Below are 19,192 nucleotides of genomic sequence, written 5' to 3' on the forward strand. Positions count from 1 at the left end.
GTGACGACCGACGACCTCCTCGCGCGGCACCGCGCCGTCCTCCCGTCCTGGATGGCGCTGTACTACGACGAGCCGATGGAGATCGTGTCCGGCTCCGGGCGGCGGGTCACCGCATCCGACGGGCGCACCTACCTCGACCTGTTCGCCGGGATCCTGACCAACGGCATCGGATACGACCTGCCCGAGATCTCCGACGCCGTCCGCTCGCAGGTCGACACGGGTGTTCTGCACACCTCGACGCTGTACCTGATCCGCAAGCAGGTCGAGCTGGCCGAGAAGATCGCCGCGCTGTCCGGGATCGACGACGCGAAGGTGTTCTTCACCTGCTCGGGCACCGAGGCCAACGAGGCCGCGCTGCTCCTGGCGACGGAGTACCGGCGCAGCTCGCAGGTGCTGGCGATGCGCAACTCCTTCCACGGCCGCGGGTTCGCCTCGATGGCCGTCACCGGCAACCGGGGATGGTCGGCGTCGGCGCTGTCCCCGCTGCAGGTGCACTACGTGCACGGCGGCTACCGCTACCGCAGCCCCTTCCGTCACCTCTCCGACGCCGACTACGTCCAGGCCTGCGTCGACGACCTGGTCGACGTCCTGGACACCGCCACCGCCGGCGACGTCGCGTGCATGATCGCGGAGCCGATCCAGGGCGTCGGCGGGTTCGCCCACGGCCCGGACGGGCTGTTCGGCGCGTTCGCCAAGGAGCTCTCGCAGCGCGGCATCCTGCTCATCGCCGACGAGGTGCAGACCGGCTGGGGCCGCACCGGCGAGCACTTCTGGGGCATCCAGGCGCACGGCGTCGTCCCGGACGCGATGACGTTCGCCAAGGGCCTGGGCAACGGCCTGACGATCGGCGGCGTCGTCGCCCGCGCGGGACTGATGGACTGCCTGCAGGCGAACTCGATCTCGACGTTCGGCGGCAACCCGCTCTCCACGGCCGGTGCGCACGCCGCCCTGACCTACCTGCTCGACCACGACCTGCAGGCCAACTGCGCCGCCCGCGGTGACGAGCTGTTCGCCGGCCTGCGGGCGCTGGACCTCCCGGTCGTCGGCGACGTGCGCGGCAAGGGCCTGATGATCGGGATCGAGCTCGTCGGACCGGGCGGGGAGCCGAACGCCCCCGCCGCCGCCTTGGCCCTGCAACGGGCCCGGGAGAACGGGATCCTGATCGGCAAGGGCGGTCTGTACGGCAACGTCCTGCGCATCGCCCCGCCGATGACGCTCACCGCCGACGAGGCCGCCGAGGGCCTCGCCGCGCTGACCGCGACCCTGCGCTCGGTGCAGGCCGAGGTCACGCCCACTCCCTGAGATCCGGTCCTCAGTCGAGGATCGCGGTGGCTTCGACCTCGACGAGCACGTCGGGCTCGAAGAGCTGCTCGACGCCGATCAGGGACGCCGTGCCCACCGCGACGTGGTGGTAGACGGGGGTCTGCAGCATGCCTTCGGGACTGAGACGGCGGACGGAGACGGAGGTCTCCTGGTGTGATCGGGATCAGGTATAAGATCGATACCTGGTATGCCCAGGACACTTCAACGAGACCAGGTTTCGCCATGGATACCCCGCCGACGACGACCGGCGAGCTCAGGATCACGGCACCGCACCGGGAACTGCTCGACCAGGTCCTGGACAAGTGGTCGCTGAGCATCCTGAACGAGCTCTGCGAGCGGCCCGCACGGTTCAACGACCTGCGCCGCGCCATCCCCACGGTGACGCAGAAGTCGCTCACCGCGACCCTGCGACGGCTCGAACGCAACGGCATCGTCGAGCGCGTGCTCCTCAGCTCGCGCCCCGTCGCCGTGGAGTACCGGATCACCCCGCTGGGCAAGACACTGAGACGGCCCGTCGAGGTGCTCCTGGACTGGGCCGAGGCCCACCTGCCCGAGATCGAACGAGCCCGTCGTGCGTTCGACCTGACGTGACGACGGCCGGGTGCGGCCGACGGCTTCTCAGCCCGCCGGGGCCAGCCGCGCGAGGTCGAGGCGGTAGACCGAGACGGTGCCGTTGCGGTAGGCGAGGGTGAGGCCGGGGAGCCCGTCGAGGTTCGTCAGGCCGGGCGCGGTCGAGAACGGCCTGCTCCGGTCCACCCAGCCGTACGGAGCGCCGCCCGCGCCGATGCCGGGCGCGTCGGAGTCCACGTAGACCCAGCCGATGTCGAGCCGGTCCAGCTCCGCCCGGACCGCCGGGTCGGTCGGGTAGCGGTTGAACGACCTCATCAGCCCGAACGTCCAGGGAGCGCTGCCGTTGCCCAGCGAGGTGAGGTTGACGACCGGGATCCCGGCCGCGACGTAGAGGAACGTCGAGCCGTCGTTGGCCGAGTTCATCACCCGCTCGCCGGGCACCACACGGCCCCGCAGGAAGTCCACGGCACCGAGGTCGGACGGCGAGACCCGGACGAACTCGGGCGTCGCATAGCGCTCGGCGACGCTGCGCGTGTTGGTGTTCATGGCGGTGCGCACCGGCACCGCGAGCAGCACGAGCCCGGCCACGAGCACCAGCACCGAGGCCACCGGCCAGGCCCGGACGACGCGGGGGAACGCCCGTCGCGTCCGCCGGACGGCCTCGGTCACGACGAGCACGACGGCGAGTCCGGCGAACGTCGGTACGAACAGCGACACGTGCGACCAGACCCGCAGCATCGCGTTGTAGAAGAAGCCCGTGACCTGCGCCTCCAGGCCGACGCCCGGGCTCAGGAACGCCGCGACGACGATCGAGACCCAGACCGCCCAGGCCAGCACCGGGCCGAGCCCGCGCCGCGCCCGGATCACGACCAGCACCCCGACCAGGTACAGAACGGTCAGCCCGACCTGCCCGGTCGTGCGCTGCGGGTCCAGGAAACCGCCGTAGCCGAGTCCGAGCGCGCTGCCCAGCGAGTCCCCGAACGCCGCCGGCGGGGAGTCCGCGCCGAACGACGCCACGCCGGACACCGACCCGCCGGCCCGCAGCACCAGCGGCGCCGCCAGCACCCCGGCGACCACCCCCGCGCCGAGCAGGACCGGCACCGAGCGGCGCAGCCGCACCCACCCGTCGCGGGTCACGAGGTCACCGACCAGCCAGGCGATCGTGCTCAGGCCGACCGTCACCGCTGCCCCCGGGTAGCTCGCCACGAGTCCCGCGGCCCCCACCCCGAGCGCGACGGCGGTCCGCACCCGGCGTTCCCGTTCGGACCACAGCAGCGCGGCGATCAGCCCCGGGGCCAGTGCGAGGGCGACGGCCGTGGCGTAGATGCCGCCGTCGTGCATCAGCTGGAACGCCGGCCGGTACAGGGCCGGGGCGACGATCCCGGCGACGCCCGCGGCGAGCCACGCCGCCGACGTCCCGGCGCGCAGCCGGCGGGCGGCGACGGCCGTCAGCACCGCGACCGAGAGCACCCAGCACACGGCCAGGTAGACGACGGTGAGCGCGTTCAGGCCCGGGACCGCGCCCGGTCCGAGCGCGGCCAGCAGGGCCGGGGCGAGGTGGCTGCCGTCGGGGTAGAACGAGACCGGCGTGCCGGTGAGCAGGTCGACCGGTTCCACCTGCCAGGGTGCAGCGCGACCGGTGCGCATGATCCAGGCGACGACGACCTGGTGGGTGATCATGTCGTGTTCCTGGTTCACCCGGTCCAGGCCGCCGAAGCCGCGCAGCCACGTCCGCGTCCCGAACAACGCCCCGGTCAGGACGAGCACGGTCCCCACCACGGCCGGCGCCGACGGGCGGACCCGTGGCGCGGCGGAGGACCGGCCCCGCCACCACCGCAGGATCCCGACGGCGAGCAGCACGGCCGTCACGAGCCCGGCGGTCAGCGGGGAGAACGGCAGCCCGACGGCACCGGTCGCGCTCGCGACGGCGAGCAGCACGCCGATCGTCGCGGTCGGGGTCAGCGCGGCGAACAGCAGCGGGCTGCGGATCCGCAGCGCGGCCAGCAGCGCGGCGCCGGGCAGGAGGGCGACGACCAGCCCCGCCAGCAGGGTCAGGCGGTCCAGCGGGCCCACCCCCGTCGGCGGTCCCGCGGGGGCGGCGCCGATGCCGCCCCGGCGGTCGGGGAGATCACTCGCCCGCCGGGTGCTCCGCCCGGGGAGGTCCGGTCCGGTCCGGCGGTGTCGTGCCGGTCCCGTTCGTCCCGGCACCGTTCGCTCCGGCGCCGGCCGACACGGCCGCGCTCGACGCGGCCGGGATCTCGGCCTGCACCACGGCGGCGGTCTCGGCCAGGCGGGCGGCGAGCTCGTCCTCGCGGCGGGCGAGCTCGGCGTCACGGATCGCCAGCTGCCGCGCGAGGTTCGTCAGGTGCTGGCTGATCTCGCGGTCGCGCAGGTAGGAGTTCAGCATCCCGAACACGAACGCGACGACGAGCAGGTAGACGACCAGGTCGGTACCGCGGCCGATGCCAAGGTGCCGCGCGACCCACGTGACGTCGTTCGGCCGGAGCACGGCGTAGATGTTGACCAGGACGAACGCGCCGAACGCGAGTCGCTTCCCGGCCCGGATGCCGACGTTCTGCCCGCTGCGGACGAAGTACACCAGCGCGGCGACGGCCGCCAGCACCAGCACGATCTGCAGGATCACTGTGTTCTCCCCACCCCGCCGGCTACGCAAGCTCCGCCGGCTGCCGTCCCCCGGTTCACCTCTGGCCTCGCACGGACAGGTCGAACAGGATGTTCACGCCGTTGAGCAGCGACTGTCCCTTGGCCCGGGAGTAGTCGGTGTAGAGGATCGTCACCGGCACCTCGCGCACCCGCCACGGCGAGCGGGCGAGGGCGTCGACGATCTCCGAGGCGTGTGCCATGCCGTTCATGCTGATCCGCATGTTCTCGGCGACCTGACGGGAAAGAACCCGCAGGCCGTTGTGCGCATCCGTCAGACCCAGCTTGCGGGTGGACGGCGAGAGCGCCACCACCACACGCAGCACGAGCCGCTTGAGGCCCGGCACCTGCTCGGTCGACTCCAGGAAACGGGAGCCCAGCACCACGTCGGCCTCGCCGGAGCGGGCGACCTCGAGCATCCGCTCGGCGTCGGAGACCGAGTGCTGGCCGTCCGCGTCGAACGTGACGACGAAGCGCGCGCCGCGCCGCAGGGCGTAGTCGATCCCGGTCTGCAGGGAGGCGCCCTGCCCGAGGTTGATCGGGTGTTTGACGAGGTGCGCGTGTGTCGTCGCGATCCGGGCGGCGGACTCGTCCTTGCTGCCGTCGTCGACGCAGACGACGTTCGGGAAGCGCTCGCCCAGACCTGCGATCACGTCGGCGATGACGGTCTCCTCGTTGTAGACGGGGACCACCACCCACGTGTCCGTGTTGGGCACCCTCACTCCCTCGGGTCTGTTGCGGTGCGTCCCCGCAGGGTATCGGTCCGTACCTGCGGGGCCCGCCGGGGATGATGAAGGCGGGCGAATCCGGCGATCCGTAGCCTCGGGTGTCATGGATCCCCGTGCGCTCCTCGAGCTGATGCTGTCCGATCTCGATGGCGCGCAGGAGCTCTACAAGCCGACGAACTTCTGGCAGACCGGCCTGGAGCAGGTCGTGAAGGACCTGCGCGAGCACGGGTTCACCGACTTCCGCCGGCACCCGAGCGCGACGTTCTTCTACGCCCCGCGCTACGCGCCGGTCGCGAAGCCCGCGGTCGCGCTCTCCCGGCTGGCCGCGCTGGCCGGCGCGAACGGCAAGCTGATCAAGGACCGCCTGGACCAGGTCCCGGTCGCCCGCGGGCACCACGGGACCGTCCGCGCCCTCGACCTGCCCGACGCCGCCCCGCGGATCGCCGGCATGTCCGAGTCGGCCGTCGGCTCACCGACCGAGCAGCTGACGTTCGACGGTCAGCGGCACAGTCGTTCGTCGCTGAACTACCTGCGTGGCCTGGTGATGCTCAAGCGCGCGGTGCCCGACCTGAGGATCGACACCGTGCTGGAGATCGGCGGCGGCTACGGGACGCTCGGGGAGATCCTCGTCCCGCAGAACCCGGGCCTGCGCTACATCGACATCGACATCCCACCGGTCGCGGCCGTGGCGACCTACTACCTGCAGCAGGTCCTCGGCACCGACCAGGTGCTCGACTACGGCGCGACCCGCGACGCCGAGAAGATCGAGATCGACCAGATCACGCAGCGCGCGGCGGTCCTGTGCTCCTGGCAGCTGCCGAAGCTGGTCGGCTCGGTGGACCTGTTCGCCAACTTCATCTCGTTCCAGGAGATGGAGCCCGACGTCGTCGCCAACTACGCGCGCCTGGTCAGCGGCCTGGGGGCGCGCTATCTGCTGCTGCGCAACTCCCCGGTCGGCAAGCCGAACGTCCGCGAGCCCATGCTGCGCGAGCGCTACCTGGAGTCCTTCCCGGAGTACGAGCTGGTCGCCTCGGACTGCGGTCTCTACGGCCAGGACAGCGAGGGCACGCTGTCCGAGGTGATGGTGTTCGTCCGGCGGTAGCCCCCGTCCGTAGGCTTCGGGACATGCGCAGCCCCGACGCGATCACCATCGGCGAGCACCGGGTCGGCCCCGGCGAGCGGCCGTTCGTGATCGCCGAGATGTCCGGTAACCACAACGGCTCCCTGGACCGGGCGCTGGAGATCGTCGACGCGATCGCCGGCACCGGGGCGCAGGCGGTGAAGCTGCAGACCTACCGGGCCGACACGATCACGATCGACGCCGACGGCCCGGCGTTCCGGATCCGTGACGACCACGGCCTGTGGGGCGGGCGGAACCTCTACCAGCTCTACGAGCAGGCGCACACGCCGTGGGAGTGGCACGAGCCGCTGTTCACCCGGGCCCGCGAGCACGGCCTGGTGCCGTTCTCCAGCCCGTTCGACCCGACCGCGATCGACCTGCTGGAATCCCTCGACGCGGCGGCCTACAAGGTCGCCTCGGCCGAGCTCGTGGACCTGCCGCTGATCCGCCGGATGGGCGCGACCGGCCGTCCGATGGTGATGTCCACCGGGATGGCGACCCTCGGCGAGATCGACGCCGCGGTGACCGCGGCCCGCGACGGCGGCTGCTCGGAGCTCGTCCTGCTCGCCTGCACCGCCTCCTACCCGGCCGAGCCGCAGGACGCGAACCTGCAGACGATCCCGGCGCTGCGCGAGGCGTTCGGGGTGCCGGTCGGGCTGTCGGACCACACCTACGGGATCGGCGTCGCCGTCGCGTCGGTGGCGATGGGTGCGGTCGCGATCGAGAAGCACGTGACGCTGCGGCGCGAGGACGGCGGGGTCGATTCCGACTTCAGCCTGGAGCCCGACGAGCTCGCCGCGCTGTGTCGCGAGTCCGACGCGGCGCGCCTGGCGATGGGTCCGGCCCGGTTCGGCCCGCGCGAGTCCGAGCGCGACACCCTGGCCCTGCGCCGGTCGCTGTTCGTCGTCGCGGACGTGACAGCGGGGGAGAAGGTCACCGAGGCCAACGTCCGGTCCATCCGGCCGGCCGGTGGCCTGGCCACCGACACGATCGGCACCGTCCTGGGCCGGACGTTCACCCGTGACGTCGAGCGCGGTACGCCCTTGACCTGGGACCTGATCTAGGGCCTGGTGACCGTGTCCTCGCTGTCGTCATCGCCGTAGAACATGCGAAGGATCTCCTGGTCCGGACCGTCGAAGCCGGCGTCGTCGTAACGAATCCTGCCGCGTAGTGCACCGAACCGAGGTCCGACACCCGGGGAGTCCGCCGACTCACGCGGTGCCTCGCTCGACTCGTCGCTCGGCCTGGTCACAGGCCCCACCGTGGCATCACCCCGTCGATCCGGCACACAGTTTTCGGTCGTGATCAGTGTCGTGGCAGCGAAACGCGTCACGGATGTCGCATTTCGCTGCCACGGTGCCGATCACCGGGGTCGCGATCGCCCCATCCGCGGGCGGCGAGGGCCTCGCCGAGCTCGTCGGCGTAGCGCAGGGTCCGGACCACGAACGGGACCGCGAACGCGGTGATCGACCGCTTCGCCCCGCGTGCCCGGGCGGCCTCGCGGACCGATCCGGCGATGCCGGCGAGCGTCCCGACCGCCTGCACCGTGAGCCCGACGACAACGCCGACCCGCTCCGGGTCCACCCCGAACCGGCGCAGCGGCCCGAGCGCGCGCTCGATCGCGTCGACCAGGTCCTCGACGCGCGTGACCAGTGTGAACAGCGACGCGACACCGAGCGCGGCCACGATCCGCAGGCACACCACGAGCGCCCGTTCCGGTCCGAGGAACCACCACTGCACGGCCAGGATCAGCACCACCAGCAGCACCAGGGTCCGCAGCAGCGGCCACACCCGGCGCAGCGGGATCCGCGCCACGACGAAGCCCGACGCGACGAGCAGGCACGCCCCGCCCAGCCACCACGGCGACGTCACCGCCACCGTCGCCGCCGCGAACACCAGCACGAACAGCAGCGATGGCCCGGCCGGCGCGCGGTGCAGCACGCTCGATCCGGGTTCGTAGAGCCCGAAGGGGCTCACCGGTACAGCTCCCGGTAGTACGCGATCGCAGGCCCGGGCTCGTCGTCGGCGACGACCTTCCCTCCGTCGAGGACGACGACGCGGTCGAAGTCGTCGAGCAGGTCCAGGTCGTGGGTCAGGAGGAGTACCTGCTGGCGCAGACCCCGCAGCCGTTCGGCGAAGCGGCGCTTGTTGCGCAGGTCGAGCAGGGTGGTCGGCTCGTCGCAGACCAGCACGTCCGGATCGAGCACGAGCACCGCGCACAGCGCGAGGAGCTGCTTCTGCCCGCCGGAGAGCTGGTGCGCGGGGTGCTCGGCGTAGCCCTCGAGGCCGAACTCGGCCAGCGCCTGTGCGGCGCGGGTGGCCCGGTCGCGGCGGGGGACGTCGGAGCGGCGCAGGGAGAACGCGACGTCCTCACCGGCCGTCGGCATGACGATCTGGGAGTCCGGGTCGGTGAACACGAACCCGACCCGTTTGCGGACCGCGGCACCGTGCCGTGCCGGGTCGACGCCGTCGACGAGCACCCGTCCGGTCTCCGGCACGACCAGGCCGTTCACCGTCCGGGCGAGCGTCGACTTCCCGGACCCGTTGGCCCCGACGAACGCGACCCGTCTCTGCGTCAGCCGCAGGTCCACCCCGTCCAGCACGACACGCTCGCCGAACCGGTGCCCGACGCCGGAGAACTCGATCACGTGACGACCTCCCACCGGGCGGCGACGCCCAGCCCGCCGCCTGAGGACAGCGCGGAGAGCCCGGTCGTCCCCCGTCGCGCGCGGACCAGGTGCGAGAACAGCCGCACCACCAGCACCGCCCCGGACGCGCCCCAGGGGTGCCCGAGCGCGATGGCGCCGCCGTTCGGGCTCGCGGTGTGCTCGTCGAGACCGGCGGCGTCCAGGCAGGCCAGTGCCTGGCCGGCGAACGCCTCGGTGAACTCGACGGCGTCCGGCGCGCCCTGCAGGACCGCCTCGATCGCCGGGACGGCGCCCAGCCCGAGCAGGTTCGGGTCGCATCCCCGGGTGGCCGCTGCGGTCAGTGAGAGGCCGGGTACGCCGAGCGTGCGCCGGACCCGCTCGCTGACGACGAGGACGGCTGCCGCGCCGTCGTTGACGCCGCAGGAGTTCGCGGCGGTCGCGGTGCCGTCGGCGGTGAAGGCGGGCCGGAAGCGGGCCAGTCGCTCGGGGGTGAACCCGCTGCGGGGCCGCTGGTCGGCGATCAGTCCGGCGACCGGGACGAGCTCGGCGCCGAACGTGCCGCCGTCCTGCGCACGGACGGCGCGGGCGTGGCTGCGGGCGGCGAAGGCGTCCTGGCGCTCCCGGGAGATGCCCGCCTTGGCGGCGACGACGTCCGCGGCCGGGCCCATGTCCGGGTCGCCGATCTCGGCCGGGGCGAACGGGGCGCGGGTGTAGCGGGTGCCGTCGGGCCACTGCCGGTGCGGGGCGGTCGAGGCGCTCTCGACGCCTCCGGCCAGGTAGACCTCGCCGTTCCCGGCGCGGATCGCGGTCGCCGCGGCCAGGATCGCGGCCAGCCCGCTCGCGCACTGGCGGTCCACCGTCATGCCGGGGACCTCGTCGCCGAGCCCGGCGCGCAGCGCGGCGACCCGGGCCGGGTTGCCGCCGGGACCGAACACGTTGCCGAGCAGGACGTCGGACACGGGCACGCCGGCGACGTGCGCCGCGGATCCGTCGGCGGGGTGACCGACGTCGGTGAGCAGGGCGCGCAGTACCGGCGCCGCGAGCTCGTCGACCGTGACGTCGCGCAGGGCGCCCCCGGCCGTCCCGATCGGCGTCCGACGTGCGGCGACGACGACCGGGTCGCGGTCGCTCACCGCGGGACCTCGGACGGCAGGGGCGTGGCGCCGAGCGTCCCGTCCCGCAGACCGGCGTCGACGACGGCGCGCGCCGGCTTGCCCGACGACGTCCGCGGCAGCGCGGAGGTGACCAGCCACCGTCGCGGGTGCTTGCCCGGCGCCAGTCCCGCTCGCGCGGCCTCCCGCAACGCACGGGACGAGGGAGAGACGTCACCGGCTTCGATCACGGCCGTGACCAGCGCGCCCAACGCGGGATGCGGGGTCCCCGCGACCACCACGTCGGCGACACCCGGCACCGCCCGCAGCACGGTCTCGACCTCCTCGGCGGCGACGAGAGCACCGCCGCTGGAGATCGTCGCGCTGCCCCGCCCGTGGACGGTGATACCGCCGCCCGCGTCGATCTCCGCGCGGTCCCCGACGCTGCTCCAGCCGGTCCCGGCCGGGTCGAGGACGCCGTCGCGCAGGTAGCCGGAGAACGACTGCGGCGAGCGCACCCACAGGACGTCGTCGCGGACCTCGGTGTCGACCCCCGGGAACGCCGTCAGCGGGCCGTCGTCGCGGCGGGAGGCGATCAACGAGTGCTCGGCCGAGCCGTAGTACTCGACCAGCGCGCTGTCCGGCAGGAGCTGCGCGCAGCGCGAGCGCAGGGCCGGGCCGACGTGCGCGCCGCCGCAGACGATCGTCTGCAGAGCGACCGGTCCGGGATTCCGTTCGAGGCCGTCGAGCAGACCGGAGAGCATGGCCGGAACCAGGTGCAGGCCGCCGGCGTGGCGCGCGTCGGCGGCGTCGAGGCGGGAGCGGAACCGCAGCTCCACGCCGTGGTGCAACGCGTGCAGGGCCCCGAACAGGAACAACGACGAGCTCAGCGGTCCGGCGATCAGCACCGGCCCGGCGACCGGCCCGAGCGCGTCGAACCCGAGCCGCCACGAGTCGCGGGTGCGGGCCAGGACCTTCGGACGTCCGCTGCTCCCGGACGTCGTCGGCAGGTAGAACAGCGAGTCGTCGCCACCGACGGGGTCCACGTCGGGCCCGGGCTCGGGAACACCCCCGGCCACGACGGCCGGTGCCGCGTCGGCGAGGACGGCGTCGCGTTCGCGAGGCGTCCACGCCGGGTCGACGACGAGCGTCGCCGCGCCGAGCAGGTCCGCGCCGAGGAACCACGCCAGGGTCGCCCAGGGATCGGCCGCGCCGGGCCGCTGGGCCGCGCCGGGTCGTCCGCCCGCACCGGCGTCCGCTCGGTCGGCTCCGGGAGGGATCCGGGCGTCCACCGCGACCCGGTCACCGGCGCGGACCCCGCGTTCCCGCAGTACTGCGGCCGCCCCGTGCGCCCGCGCGAGCAGGTCGGAGGGGAGGTCGGCGCTCTGCAGAACGGGGGAACGGGACAGGACCGGAGGACGGGCGGTCACCGGACTCGGTCGCCCCGTACCGGCAGCAGGTCCGGCAGCGCCCGGTGCACCAGCCCGGCGACGACCGCGGCCAGCACGAGCTTGATCAGGTCACCGGGCACGAACACCAGCGACTGCACGGCTCCGGCCCGCAGGTCGCCGAGGACCAGCCCGAGCCACGGCACGCCGATCACGTACTCGCACGCCATCCCGGCGAACGCCGCCAGCAGCATCGTCGGCAGCCGGCGCTTCCGGGACCGCGCCACGATCAGCCCGGTGACCAGCACCGCGAGGATCCAGCCGAACAGGAACCCGCCGCTGGGCCCGACGAACGGCGCGATCCCGCCGCGTCCGCCGGAGAGCAGCGGCAGCCCGATCGCCGTCAGGGCCAGCAGCAGGAGCACCGCGGCGACCCCGCGACGCCAGCCGAGGATCGCGCCGGCCAGCACCGGACCGACGTTCTGCAGCACGATCGGCACCCCGGACGCGCCGACGTAGAACCCGGGGAACAGTCCGAGCACGGCGATGAACGCGGCGAACACGACCATGCGGGCGAGGTCCGCGGCGGGCAGCGAGGGGCGGGGCACGGGACGAGGCTAGTCATCGCAGGCCGCGAAGACCTGCGCGCCGTGACCGGGGTGACCCGATCGCGGAGCAGAGGGGCATCAGGCCAGTCGACGCCGGTGCGTGGCGAACCCGTCGGCGTCCGGTCCGTCCGACGACGTGTACCCGGCCCGCGCGAACAGCCGTGCGGACGCGGCGTTGTCGGCGTGCACGACAGCGATCACGGACGTACCGGGACCGGTGCGCTCCCGCAGGGCGCGTTCCCCGGCGGCGAGCAGCGGCCCGGCCGATCCTGCGCCTCGACGGTCCGGTGCGACCGTGATCGAGACCTCCCAGCCGTCGTCCTCCCGGTCCCAGCGCACGGTGCCGACCGGGCCGCCGGCGTCGGTGACGACCAGCAGAAGCCGATCGGTGCGTTCCAGGGAACTGCGCAACCACGCCCGGTGCTGCTCCGGGCGGACCTCCTCCGAGGCCCGCGACCACCGCCGCGTCTCCGGGTCGTTGCGCCAGGCCAGGAGCAGCTCGGCGTCCGCCTCGGTGGCCGGCCGCGCGGAGATCGTCGGGGCGTCGGAGGGCTCGGTGTCCCGCTTCCGGCGGTCGTGCACCGCATCGGCGACGGCGGACACGATCCGCTCGGCACCCCGCCCGTCGACGACGGTGCGTGCACGGGCCGCGAACGATGCGCGGAGGCCGGGGTCGGTGAGCAGCGGCCGGAGCGTGGCGGCGGCGGTCGCGGTGTCGGCGACGTCGCCGGGACCGCCCAGCCCGAGCCCGGCCCCCGCCCCCACGACGGCGCGGTAGCCCTCGACCTGGTTGTCCGCGGCCCGGACCAGCGCCATCGGGACGCCGACACAGCACAGCTCCCACACGGTCGTCCCGGCCGCGCTGATCACCAGGTCGGCCCCCGCCATCGCGGCCGGCAGGTCGGACACCGGCGCGATCGCCCGGAAACGCGCGGGACCGGCGCCGGGCAGCGGGAGATCCCGGCCCGCGGGGACGACGACCTCGACCTCGGCGGGCGCTCCGGTCGCGTCCAGTGCCGCGACGACGCGCGGCAGCAGCCCCGCGGCGTCGGTGCCACCCATCACCACCAGCACGCGCGGTTCGGCGCCGACCCCGGGCGCCGGGCCGGCACCGTCCGCTCCCGTCGGCCGGGTGGCCGTTCGCGCGACCTCGCCGGGCGCAGCGCCGTTCCGGACCGACCGTGCTTCCCGGGCCGCGACCCGCAGCGGCGCGTAGCGCGGGCCCCGCAGGAGCACGGGGGAGCCGTCGTCCGGTCGAGGGTGGGTGTCGGCGCCGAGGTTCGGGTCCACCACCACGTCACCGGGACGGCGGCCGGTCGCGAAGTCCTCCACGGTGGACAGCACGATCCCGGCCGCGTCGAGCGCCGGCCGCAGGTCGGTGCCGAGCAGGTAGTGGTCGACGTGCACGGCGTCGGCGCCGACCTCACGAGCCACGGCCGTGAGCGACGCGGCGTCGTCGGACGGGGCGAGAACGGTCCCGGGCAGGCCGCCGGGGCTCAGCCCGCCCCACAGCCAGTCGAGCCCGTCGAGGTGTCCCGACCACACCACCTCGTGCCCGGCCGCGAGAGCCGCCTCGGCCACCGCAGCGCAGCGCACCGCGTGCCCGACGCCCGTGCTCGGTCCGGCGTCGCAGCGCAGAAGGAGCCGCATCAGCCCGCTTCCAGCGGCTTCTGCCGCACGTCCGCGTTGCGCGCGACGAGATCGGGACGCGAGCGCAGCACGGAGACGACGTCCCGCCAGCCGGTGCGTCCGTCGAGGGCCTCGACCAGCCCGTCGAGGAGGTCGGCGTCCTCGGGGGTGTCCAGGGTGATCCGCAGGTCGTTCGCGGCGGGGGAGACGACCAGGCCCAGGCAGCGGAAGCGCTCCGGCTCGCCGTAGAGACCGGACGTGACGTGCACCCGGTCGTAGCCGGTCGCCGTCGCGTCGAGGTCCCGCAGCGCGTCGGCGCGGGCGAGCTCGACGTCCAGTCCGCGGGGCAGGGTGCGGACGAGCGTCGTCGCGACGTAGTCGTGCCCGGGGGCCTGCCGCCAGGCGGCCGCGACGAGCCCGACCAGCTCGGGGTCGAGCAGGGGACAGTCGGCCGTGAGTCGCACCACGGCGTCGCACGGGTGCTCGCGTGCGGCGAGGGTGAAGCGGGCCAGCACGTCGTCCTCGGGACCGCGCACGACGGCCGCGCCGAGGTGGGCCGCGCGCTCGGCGACCGGGTCGTCACCGGGGTCGGTCGACGTCGCGACCACCACCTCGTCGACGCCGGGGGCCTTCTGCGCGGCACCGACCACCCAGTCCAGCACCGGACGCCCGCCGAGGGGGCGCAGCACCTTGCCGGGCAGGCGGGTCGACCCCGTCCGTGCCTGGACCACCGCGTTGACCCGCACCTGCATCCCTTCGCCGTTCCGAGCGCGTGCCATCATGCCGTGCAGGGGAACGGCCCCGGTTCTGGAGGCGTGATGTCGGTACTCGAAGGCTCGTCGGTCCTGGTCACGGGCGGTACGGGCTCCTTCGGCAAGGCATTCGTCCGCGAGCTGTTGGACCGGTACGACCCGCGCCGCCTCGTCATCCTGTCGCGCGACGAGCTCAAGCAGTACGAGTGCCGAAACCTGTTCGGCGACGACCCGCGCCTGCGCTGGTTCCTCGGCGACGTCCGCGACCAGGCCCGCCTGCGCCGCGCGATGCACGGGATCGACTACGTGGTGCACGCGGCGGCGCTCAAGCAGGTCGACACGGCCGAGTACAACCCGTTCGAGTTCATCCGGACCAACGTCGAGGGCTCGCAGAACGTCGTCGAGGCGGCGATCGACTCGGGCGTGAAGAAGGTCGTGGCGCTGTCGACGGACAAGGCGTCGTCGCCGATCAACCTCTACGGCGCGACGAAGCTCTGCGCCGACCGGCTGTTCGTGTCCGCGAACCACTACGCCGCCGCCTACGAGACCCGGTTCTCCGTGGTCCGCTACGGCAACGTGCTGGGTTCGCGCGGGTCGGTGGTGCCGCTGTTCAAGCGCCTGGCCGCCGAGGGGCAGTCGCTACCGCTCACGGACAAGCGGATGACCCGGTTCTGGATCACGCTGCCGGTCGCGGTCCAGTTCGTGATCGACTCGTTCGACATGATGCAGGGCGGCGAGCTCTACGTGCCGCGGATCCCGTCGATGCGGATGACCGACCTGGCCGAGGCCATCGCGCCCGGCGCGGCGACCCACGAGATCGGGATCCGTCCGGGCGAGAAGCTGCACGAGGAGATGATCGCCGGGGACGACTCGCGGCGGACCCTCAAGCTGGCCGACCGCTACGTCGTCGAGCCCTACATCGCCGGCTGGGGCTACACCTCCCCGCCGGAGGGCGAGGCGGTACCGGACGGGCAGGCCTACCGCTCCGACACCAACGACCTCTGGCTCACCCCGGCGCAGCTGCGCGAGATGGTGGAGGCGCTGGACTAGTGCTTCCCTATGGCCGGCAGTCGATCTCCGACGACGATGTCGAGGCCGTCACCGCGGTGCTCGGCTCGGACTGGCTGACCACCGGTCCCGCCGTCACCCGGTTCGAGGACGATCTCTCCGCGCACTCCGGCGGGCACGGCGTGGTCGCGGTGACGTCCGGGACGGCCGCCCTGCACGTCGCCTACGCCGCCGCCGGCATCGGACCCGGTGACGACGTCGTGACCAGCCCGTTGACGTTCGTCGCGACCGCGTCGGCGGCGGCGCTGCTGGGCGCGCGGGTGATCTTCGCCGACGTCAGCGAGGACACCGGGAACCTCGACCCGGGCGCCGCGAAGGCCGCGCTCACGCCGGCGACGAAGGTCGTGGCGGGCGTCGACTACGCCGGGCATCCGATCGACGCCGAGCCGCTCCGCGCGCTGGCCCACGACGCCGGGGCGCTGCTGCTCGAGGACGCCGCGCACTCGGTCGGCGGGCGCTGGCAGGGACGCCCGGTGGGCGACCTCGCCGACCTGACCACGCTGTCGTTCTTCCCGACCAAGAACCTGACGACGGCCGAGGGCGGCGCCGTCGTCTCCCCGTCCGAGTCCCTCACCGCCGGGGCGCGCTCGTTCCGCAACCACGGCCTGGTCCGCGATCCCGGCGCACTGCGGTTCCCCGACGAGGGCCCGTGGCACCAGGAGGTGCACGCGTTCGGGCTGAACTACCGGCTGCCCGACGTGCTCGCCGCGCTCGGGTCCAGCCAGCTGACCCGGCTGGAGGCGTTCTCCGCCCGTCGTGCGGAGATCCACGCCCGCTACGACACCGCGCTCGCCGACGTCGCCGAGGTGCGCACCCCGTCGCGGCGTGAGGGCGCCGAACCGGCCTGGCACCTCTACCCGCTGCGTGTCCTCGACGGCCGCCGGCGGGCGCTGTTCGAGTTCCTGCGCGAGCGCGGGATCGGGGTGCAGGTCAACTACGTGCCGGCCTACTGGCACCCGGTCTTCGCCGACCTCGGCTACCGGCGGGGCCTGTGCCCGGTTGCGGAGGAGTACTACCGCCAGGAGGTCTCGCTGCCGCTGTTCCCGGCGCTGGCCGACGACGATGTGGACCGCGTGTCCGCGCTGGTCCGCGAGTTCTTCGGGTACGGGGGCTGACGCGTCAATGACCGACCCGCACACCCCGGCGACCACCCCGCTCCCCGCGCAGCCGAATGCGGGTGACGGCGCGGCGTCGGCGGCGGGTGCGAGCAAGGACGTGCTGGGTCGCGGGTCGCTCTACACGATCGCGAGCGCGGCGCCGATCCTCGCCGCGGTCCTGGTGACGCCGTTCGTGACCCGTCTGCTCGGCGCCGCCGAGTACGGCGTCGTCGCGATCGCGCTGCAGGTCGTGCAGGTCGGGGCCATGGTCGGCGGGCTCGGGATGGCCGCGTCGATCACCCGGCACGGGATCATGGAGCGCTCCGGAGCCGACGGCGCCCGCGCGCTGGTGCTGCGCGGCAGCGCGATCTCCACAGCGCTGCTGGTGATCGCGATGCTGGCCGGGCCGCTGTGGGGAGAACCGGTGCTGGGCACGCCCTGGCGGGCCGGGCTCGCGTTCGCGGTGATCGCCGCCGCCGGGTTCGGCACGATGCTCAACGCGCAGTCGTTCCTGCGTGTACTCGACAGGCCGGTCCCGTTCGTCGCGCTGTCCACGGTCGCGACGCTGGGCGGCCCGGCGATCGGCCTGCTGCTGGTGCTGTTCCGCGGCAGCGACGCGAACGACTACCTGTTCGGCCTGATGGCCGGCTACCTGCTGGCCGGGATCGGCGGGATCGCGCTGTCGTTGCGGGGCGGACGCCCCCGCGGCGAGCCCGGCGACTTCTCCCACGCTCTCAAGGTCGGCCTGCCCGCCGTGCCGCACCTGGTGGCGCTGTTCCTCGCCCAGGGCGCGCTCGTGCTCGTCGCGGCGCGGTACCTCGGCACGGCCGCCGGTGGACGCCTGCAGATCGCGCTGCTGATCGGCGGCGCGCCCGCCATGATCACCTCGGCATTGAACAACGCCTGGGCGCCGGTCATCTACCGGACCTCGGCCGAGCACCGCGGCGCCGCCCTGGAGAGCACCGCGAAGGACGTCGCGGGCGTGACGGCGGTGCTCGCCGGCGGCGTCGCGCTGCTGTCGCCGTGGGTGCTGCAGATCCTGGCGCCGGCCTCGTTCGGCCCGTCCGAGCTGGTCGTCGCGGTCGGGATCACGACCGTCGGCTCGGTGATCAGCGTCGCCTACCTGGCCAACGTGCACCTGGTCTTCGCGTCCTCGCGCAGCACCGGCCTCGCCTTCGCCAGCCCGATCAGTCTCGCCGTCGGGGTGCTGATCTCGCTCGGAGTGGCCCAGGTCGGCGGGCTGACCGCCGTCGCGGCCGGGTTCCCGATCACCTACCTGTGCCTGGCCATCGGCACCGCGCTGCTGCGCCGCCGTGTCTCGCCGACGAGCTGGCGCGAGGCCGTGCTCACCGGCCCGGTGCTGGGCGGGATCGTGATCTGCGGGCTCGGCGCCACGCTGCCGTTCACCGGAGCACTGTGGATCACTGTGCGGCTGGTGCTCGCGGTGGCCCTGGGCGGGCTGTTCCTCCTGCTGGTGCGGCGGATCTTCACCCGCTGAGGCCGCCTCCCGGTCCGCCGCGTCTCACCGGTCGTTGCCGGCCCGGAGCCAGCCGATGTAGTCGGCCACCGCGCGCTCGGTGTCGTACTCGGGCTGGTAGCCGACGTCCTTCCGAGCACGCGAGATGTCCAGGTGGTTCCGACGGCCGGACCCACCGGTGGGCAGCTCGACCGCGAAGTCCGGCACGACCGTCCGGATCGCGTCGAGGACCTCGGCGTTGGTCGTGGCGCGGCCGGAGGCGACGTTGTAGGTGCGGTGCTCGAGGTGGTCGGCGGTCTGCAGGAGCGCGATGGCGCGCCCGCAGTCCCGGACGTAGCAGAGGTCGATCGCGTCCTCGGCGTGCGCGTTCGTCAGCTGGGCGGGGTCGGGCGCGGTCCCGCGGGCGGCGGAGTGCACGAGGTGGGGCACGGGGAAGAACAGGTCGACAGGATGCCCGAGCGGGCCCCAGATGGCACCGATGCGGTAGTTCACGATGTCGAGACCGGTCGCGGACGCCAGGTGGTCGCCCAGCAGCTCGCCGACCTTCTTGAACGCCGGGATCAGGTGCCCCGACGTCATCGACAACGGCATGTCCTCGCGGAGCGGGCCCTCGGCGTCGACGCCGTGGTAGACGCCGATCGTGCTGGCGACGCCCAGTCGTCGCACGCCCCACTCCTGGGCCACCGTCACGATGTTGAGCAGGCCGTCGAGCGCGGTCCGGACGTCGTCGACGGGCCGCTCGTCCCCGGTCGCCCACGGCATGGGTCCGGCCAGGTGCACGATGCCGGTGATGTCGTGACGGTCCCCGATCGCGCGCAGCGTCGCCAGGTCTCCGATGTCGGCCTGCTCCACCGTCACGTCCACCGGCGCGCCGGCCAGGCTCGTCGGGGCCTCCGCGGCGCGGCGTTGCACCAGCACGCAGGACTCGCCCTGCTCCAGCAGGGCCCGCACCGTGTGCGAGCCGACGAAACCGAGGCCTCCGGTCACCAGGATCATCTTTCCGCCTTTCTGTCGTTCTACTGATTGTCAGTA

General features: G+C 73.5%; 18 protein-coding genes. 7 read left to right on the plus strand and 11 right to left on the minus strand.

The window, feature by feature from the left end:
- Together EV383_RS00750 and EV383_RS00755 are read left to right on the plus strand one after the other, a co-directional pair.
- The gene (locus tag EV383_RS00750; protein ID WP_207223392.1) at positions 1–1,302 is read left to right on the plus strand and encodes an aspartate aminotransferase family protein; all 1,302 of its coding nucleotides are present in this window, start codon (positions 1–3) and stop codon (positions 1,300–1,302) included.
- A gap of 243 nt (positions 1,303–1,545) precedes the next feature.
- A complete protein-coding gene (locus tag EV383_RS00755; protein ID WP_130288114.1) occupies positions 1,546–1,914 on the plus strand; it encodes a winged helix-turn-helix transcriptional regulator in 369 nt (122 codons plus the stop codon).
- A gap of 27 nt (positions 1,915–1,941) precedes the next feature.
- Here EV383_RS00755 and EV383_RS00760 read toward each other — a convergent pair whose 3' ends face one another.
- The 3 genes from EV383_RS00760 to EV383_RS00770 are packed head-to-tail and all read right to left on the minus strand — an operon-like array spanning position 1,942 to position 5,270.
- Positions 1,942–3,966: a DUF6541 family protein gene (locus tag EV383_RS00760; protein WP_130288115.1), complete on the minus strand. Its 2,025-nt coding sequence runs from the start codon at positions 3,964–3,966 to the stop codon at positions 1,942–1,944.
- 55 nt (positions 3,967–4,021) lie between these two features.
- Positions 4,022–4,537 carry a DUF2304 domain-containing protein gene (locus EV383_RS00765; protein ID WP_242622831.1) on the minus strand — a complete coding sequence of 172 codons (516 nt, stop codon included), beginning with the start codon at positions 4,535–4,537 and terminating at the stop codon, positions 4,022–4,024.
- A gap of 55 nt (positions 4,538–4,592) precedes the next feature.
- The gene (locus EV383_RS00770) at positions 4,593–5,270 is read right to left on the minus strand and encodes a glycosyltransferase family 2 protein (protein WP_207223393.1); all 678 of its coding nucleotides are present in this window, start codon (positions 5,268–5,270) and stop codon (positions 4,593–4,595) included.
- A gap of 115 nt (positions 5,271–5,385) precedes the next feature.
- On the opposite strand from EV383_RS00770, the gene EV383_RS00775 reads away from it, so the two are divergent.
- Both EV383_RS00775 and pseI read left to right on the plus strand, forming a co-directional pair.
- The gene (locus EV383_RS00775) at positions 5,386–6,384 is read left to right on the plus strand and encodes a putative sugar O-methyltransferase (RefSeq protein WP_130288118.1); all 999 of its coding nucleotides are present in this window, start codon (positions 5,386–5,388) and stop codon (positions 6,382–6,384) included.
- Positions 6,385–6,407: 23 nt separating this feature from the next.
- Entirely contained in the window at positions 6,408–7,466 is a 1,059-nt protein-coding gene (pseI, locus tag EV383_RS00780) for a pseudaminic acid synthase (protein ID WP_130288119.1), read from the plus strand.
- Between the two features lie 265 nt (positions 7,467–7,731).
- Here pseI and EV383_RS00785 read toward each other — a convergent pair whose 3' ends face one another.
- From EV383_RS00785 to EV383_RS00815, 7 genes are all read right to left on the minus strand, one after another.
- Positions 7,732–8,379, minus strand: a complete 648-nt coding sequence (locus EV383_RS00785) for an energy-coupling factor transporter transmembrane component T family protein (protein ID WP_130288120.1) — start codon at positions 8,377–8,379, stop codon at positions 7,732–7,734.
- The gene (locus tag EV383_RS00790) at positions 8,376–9,050 is read right to left on the minus strand and encodes an energy-coupling factor ABC transporter ATP-binding protein (RefSeq protein WP_130288121.1); all 675 of its coding nucleotides are present in this window, start codon (positions 9,048–9,050) and stop codon (positions 8,376–8,378) included. Before EV383_RS00790 ends, EV383_RS00785 begins: the two co-directional genes overlap by 4 nt.
- Positions 9,047–10,183 (minus strand): thiolase family protein, encoded by a 1,137-nt coding sequence (locus EV383_RS00795; protein ID WP_130288122.1) that lies wholly within the window; start codon positions 10,181–10,183, stop codon positions 9,047–9,049. The genes EV383_RS00790 and EV383_RS00795 overlap by 4 nt, the downstream gene beginning before the upstream one ends.
- Entirely contained in the window at positions 10,180–11,571 is a 1,392-nt protein-coding gene (locus EV383_RS00800; RefSeq protein WP_242622832.1) for a class I adenylate-forming enzyme family protein, read from the minus strand. Before EV383_RS00800 ends, EV383_RS00795 begins: the two co-directional genes overlap by 4 nt.
- Positions 11,568–12,137 carry a biotin transporter BioY gene (locus EV383_RS00805; RefSeq protein ID WP_130288123.1) on the minus strand — a complete coding sequence of 190 codons (570 nt, stop codon included), beginning with the start codon at positions 12,135–12,137 and terminating at the stop codon, positions 11,568–11,570. The genes EV383_RS00800 and EV383_RS00805 overlap by 4 nt, the downstream gene beginning before the upstream one ends.
- 78 nt (positions 12,138–12,215) lie before the next feature.
- On the minus strand, positions 12,216–13,787 hold the full coding sequence (locus EV383_RS00810) for a bifunctional UDP-2,4-diacetamido-2,4,6-trideoxy-beta-L-altropyranose hydrolase/GNAT family N-acetyltransferase (RefSeq protein WP_130288124.1): 1,572 nt from the start codon (positions 13,785–13,787) through the stop codon (positions 12,216–12,218).
- On the minus strand, positions 13,787–14,548 hold the full coding sequence (locus EV383_RS00815) for a cytidylyltransferase domain-containing protein (protein WP_130288125.1): 762 nt from the start codon (positions 14,546–14,548) through the stop codon (positions 13,787–13,789). Before EV383_RS00815 ends, EV383_RS00810 begins: the two co-directional genes overlap by 1 nt.
- A gap of 36 nt (positions 14,549–14,584) precedes the next feature.
- On the opposite strand from EV383_RS00815, the gene pseB reads away from it, so the two are divergent.
- From pseB to EV383_RS00830, 3 genes are read left to right on the plus strand one after another with little or no spacing between them, the layout of a single operon-like run.
- Positions 14,585–15,568 (plus strand): UDP-N-acetylglucosamine 4,6-dehydratase (inverting), encoded by a 984-nt coding sequence (gene pseB / locus EV383_RS00820; RefSeq protein ID WP_130288126.1) that lies wholly within the window; start codon positions 14,585–14,587, stop codon positions 15,566–15,568.
- Entirely contained in the window at positions 15,568–16,701 is a 1,134-nt protein-coding gene (locus tag EV383_RS00825) for a DegT/DnrJ/EryC1/StrS family aminotransferase (RefSeq protein ID WP_130288127.1), read from the plus strand. The genes pseB and EV383_RS00825 overlap by 1 nt, the downstream gene beginning before the upstream one ends.
- A 7-nt stretch (positions 16,702–16,708) precedes the next feature.
- On the plus strand, positions 16,709–18,181 hold the full coding sequence (locus EV383_RS00830; RefSeq protein ID WP_165438186.1) for a lipopolysaccharide biosynthesis protein: 1,473 nt from the start codon (positions 16,709–16,711) through the stop codon (positions 18,179–18,181).
- Positions 18,182–18,205: 24 nt separating this feature from the next.
- On the opposite strand, the gene EV383_RS00835 is transcribed toward EV383_RS00830, so the two are convergent.
- Positions 18,206–19,156 (minus strand): NAD-dependent epimerase/dehydratase family protein, encoded by a 951-nt coding sequence (locus EV383_RS00835; protein ID WP_130288129.1) that lies wholly within the window; start codon positions 19,154–19,156, stop codon positions 18,206–18,208.
- Between the last annotated feature and the right edge of the window lie 36 nt (positions 19,157–19,192).

The sequence above is a fragment of the Pseudonocardia sediminis genome (genome assembly GCF_004217185.1).
In the GTDB taxonomy this organism is placed as follows: Bacteria; Actinomycetota; Actinomycetes; order Mycobacteriales; family Pseudonocardiaceae; genus Pseudonocardia; species Pseudonocardia sediminis.

Coding starts and splice junctions, on each gene's coding strand:
- EV383_RS00815 (WP_130288125.1), bottom strand. CDS start 14,548: ATGATGGCACGCGCTCGGAACGGCGAAGGGATGCAGGTGCGGGTCAAC.
- EV383_RS00755 (WP_130288114.1), top strand. CDS start 1,546: ATGGATACCCCGCCGACGACGACCGGCGAGCTCAGGATCACGGCACCG.
- pseB (WP_130288126.1), top strand. CDS start 14,585: ATGTCGGTACTCGAAGGCTCGTCGGTCCTGGTCACGGGCGGTACGGGC.
- EV383_RS00775 (WP_130288118.1), top strand. CDS start 5,386: ATGGATCCCCGTGCGCTCCTCGAGCTGATGCTGTCCGATCTCGATGGC.
- EV383_RS00810 (WP_130288124.1), bottom strand. CDS start 13,787: ATGCGGCTCCTTCTGCGCTGCGACGCCGGACCGAGCACGGGCGTCGGG.
- pseI (WP_130288119.1), top strand. CDS start 6,408: ATGCGCAGCCCCGACGCGATCACCATCGGCGAGCACCGGGTCGGCCCC.
- EV383_RS00830 (WP_165438186.1), top strand. CDS start 16,709: ATGACCGACCCGCACACCCCGGCGACCACCCCGCTCCCCGCGCAGCCG.
- EV383_RS00835 (WP_130288129.1), bottom strand. CDS start 19,156: ATGATCCTGGTGACCGGAGGCCTCGGTTTCGTCGGCTCGCACACGGTG.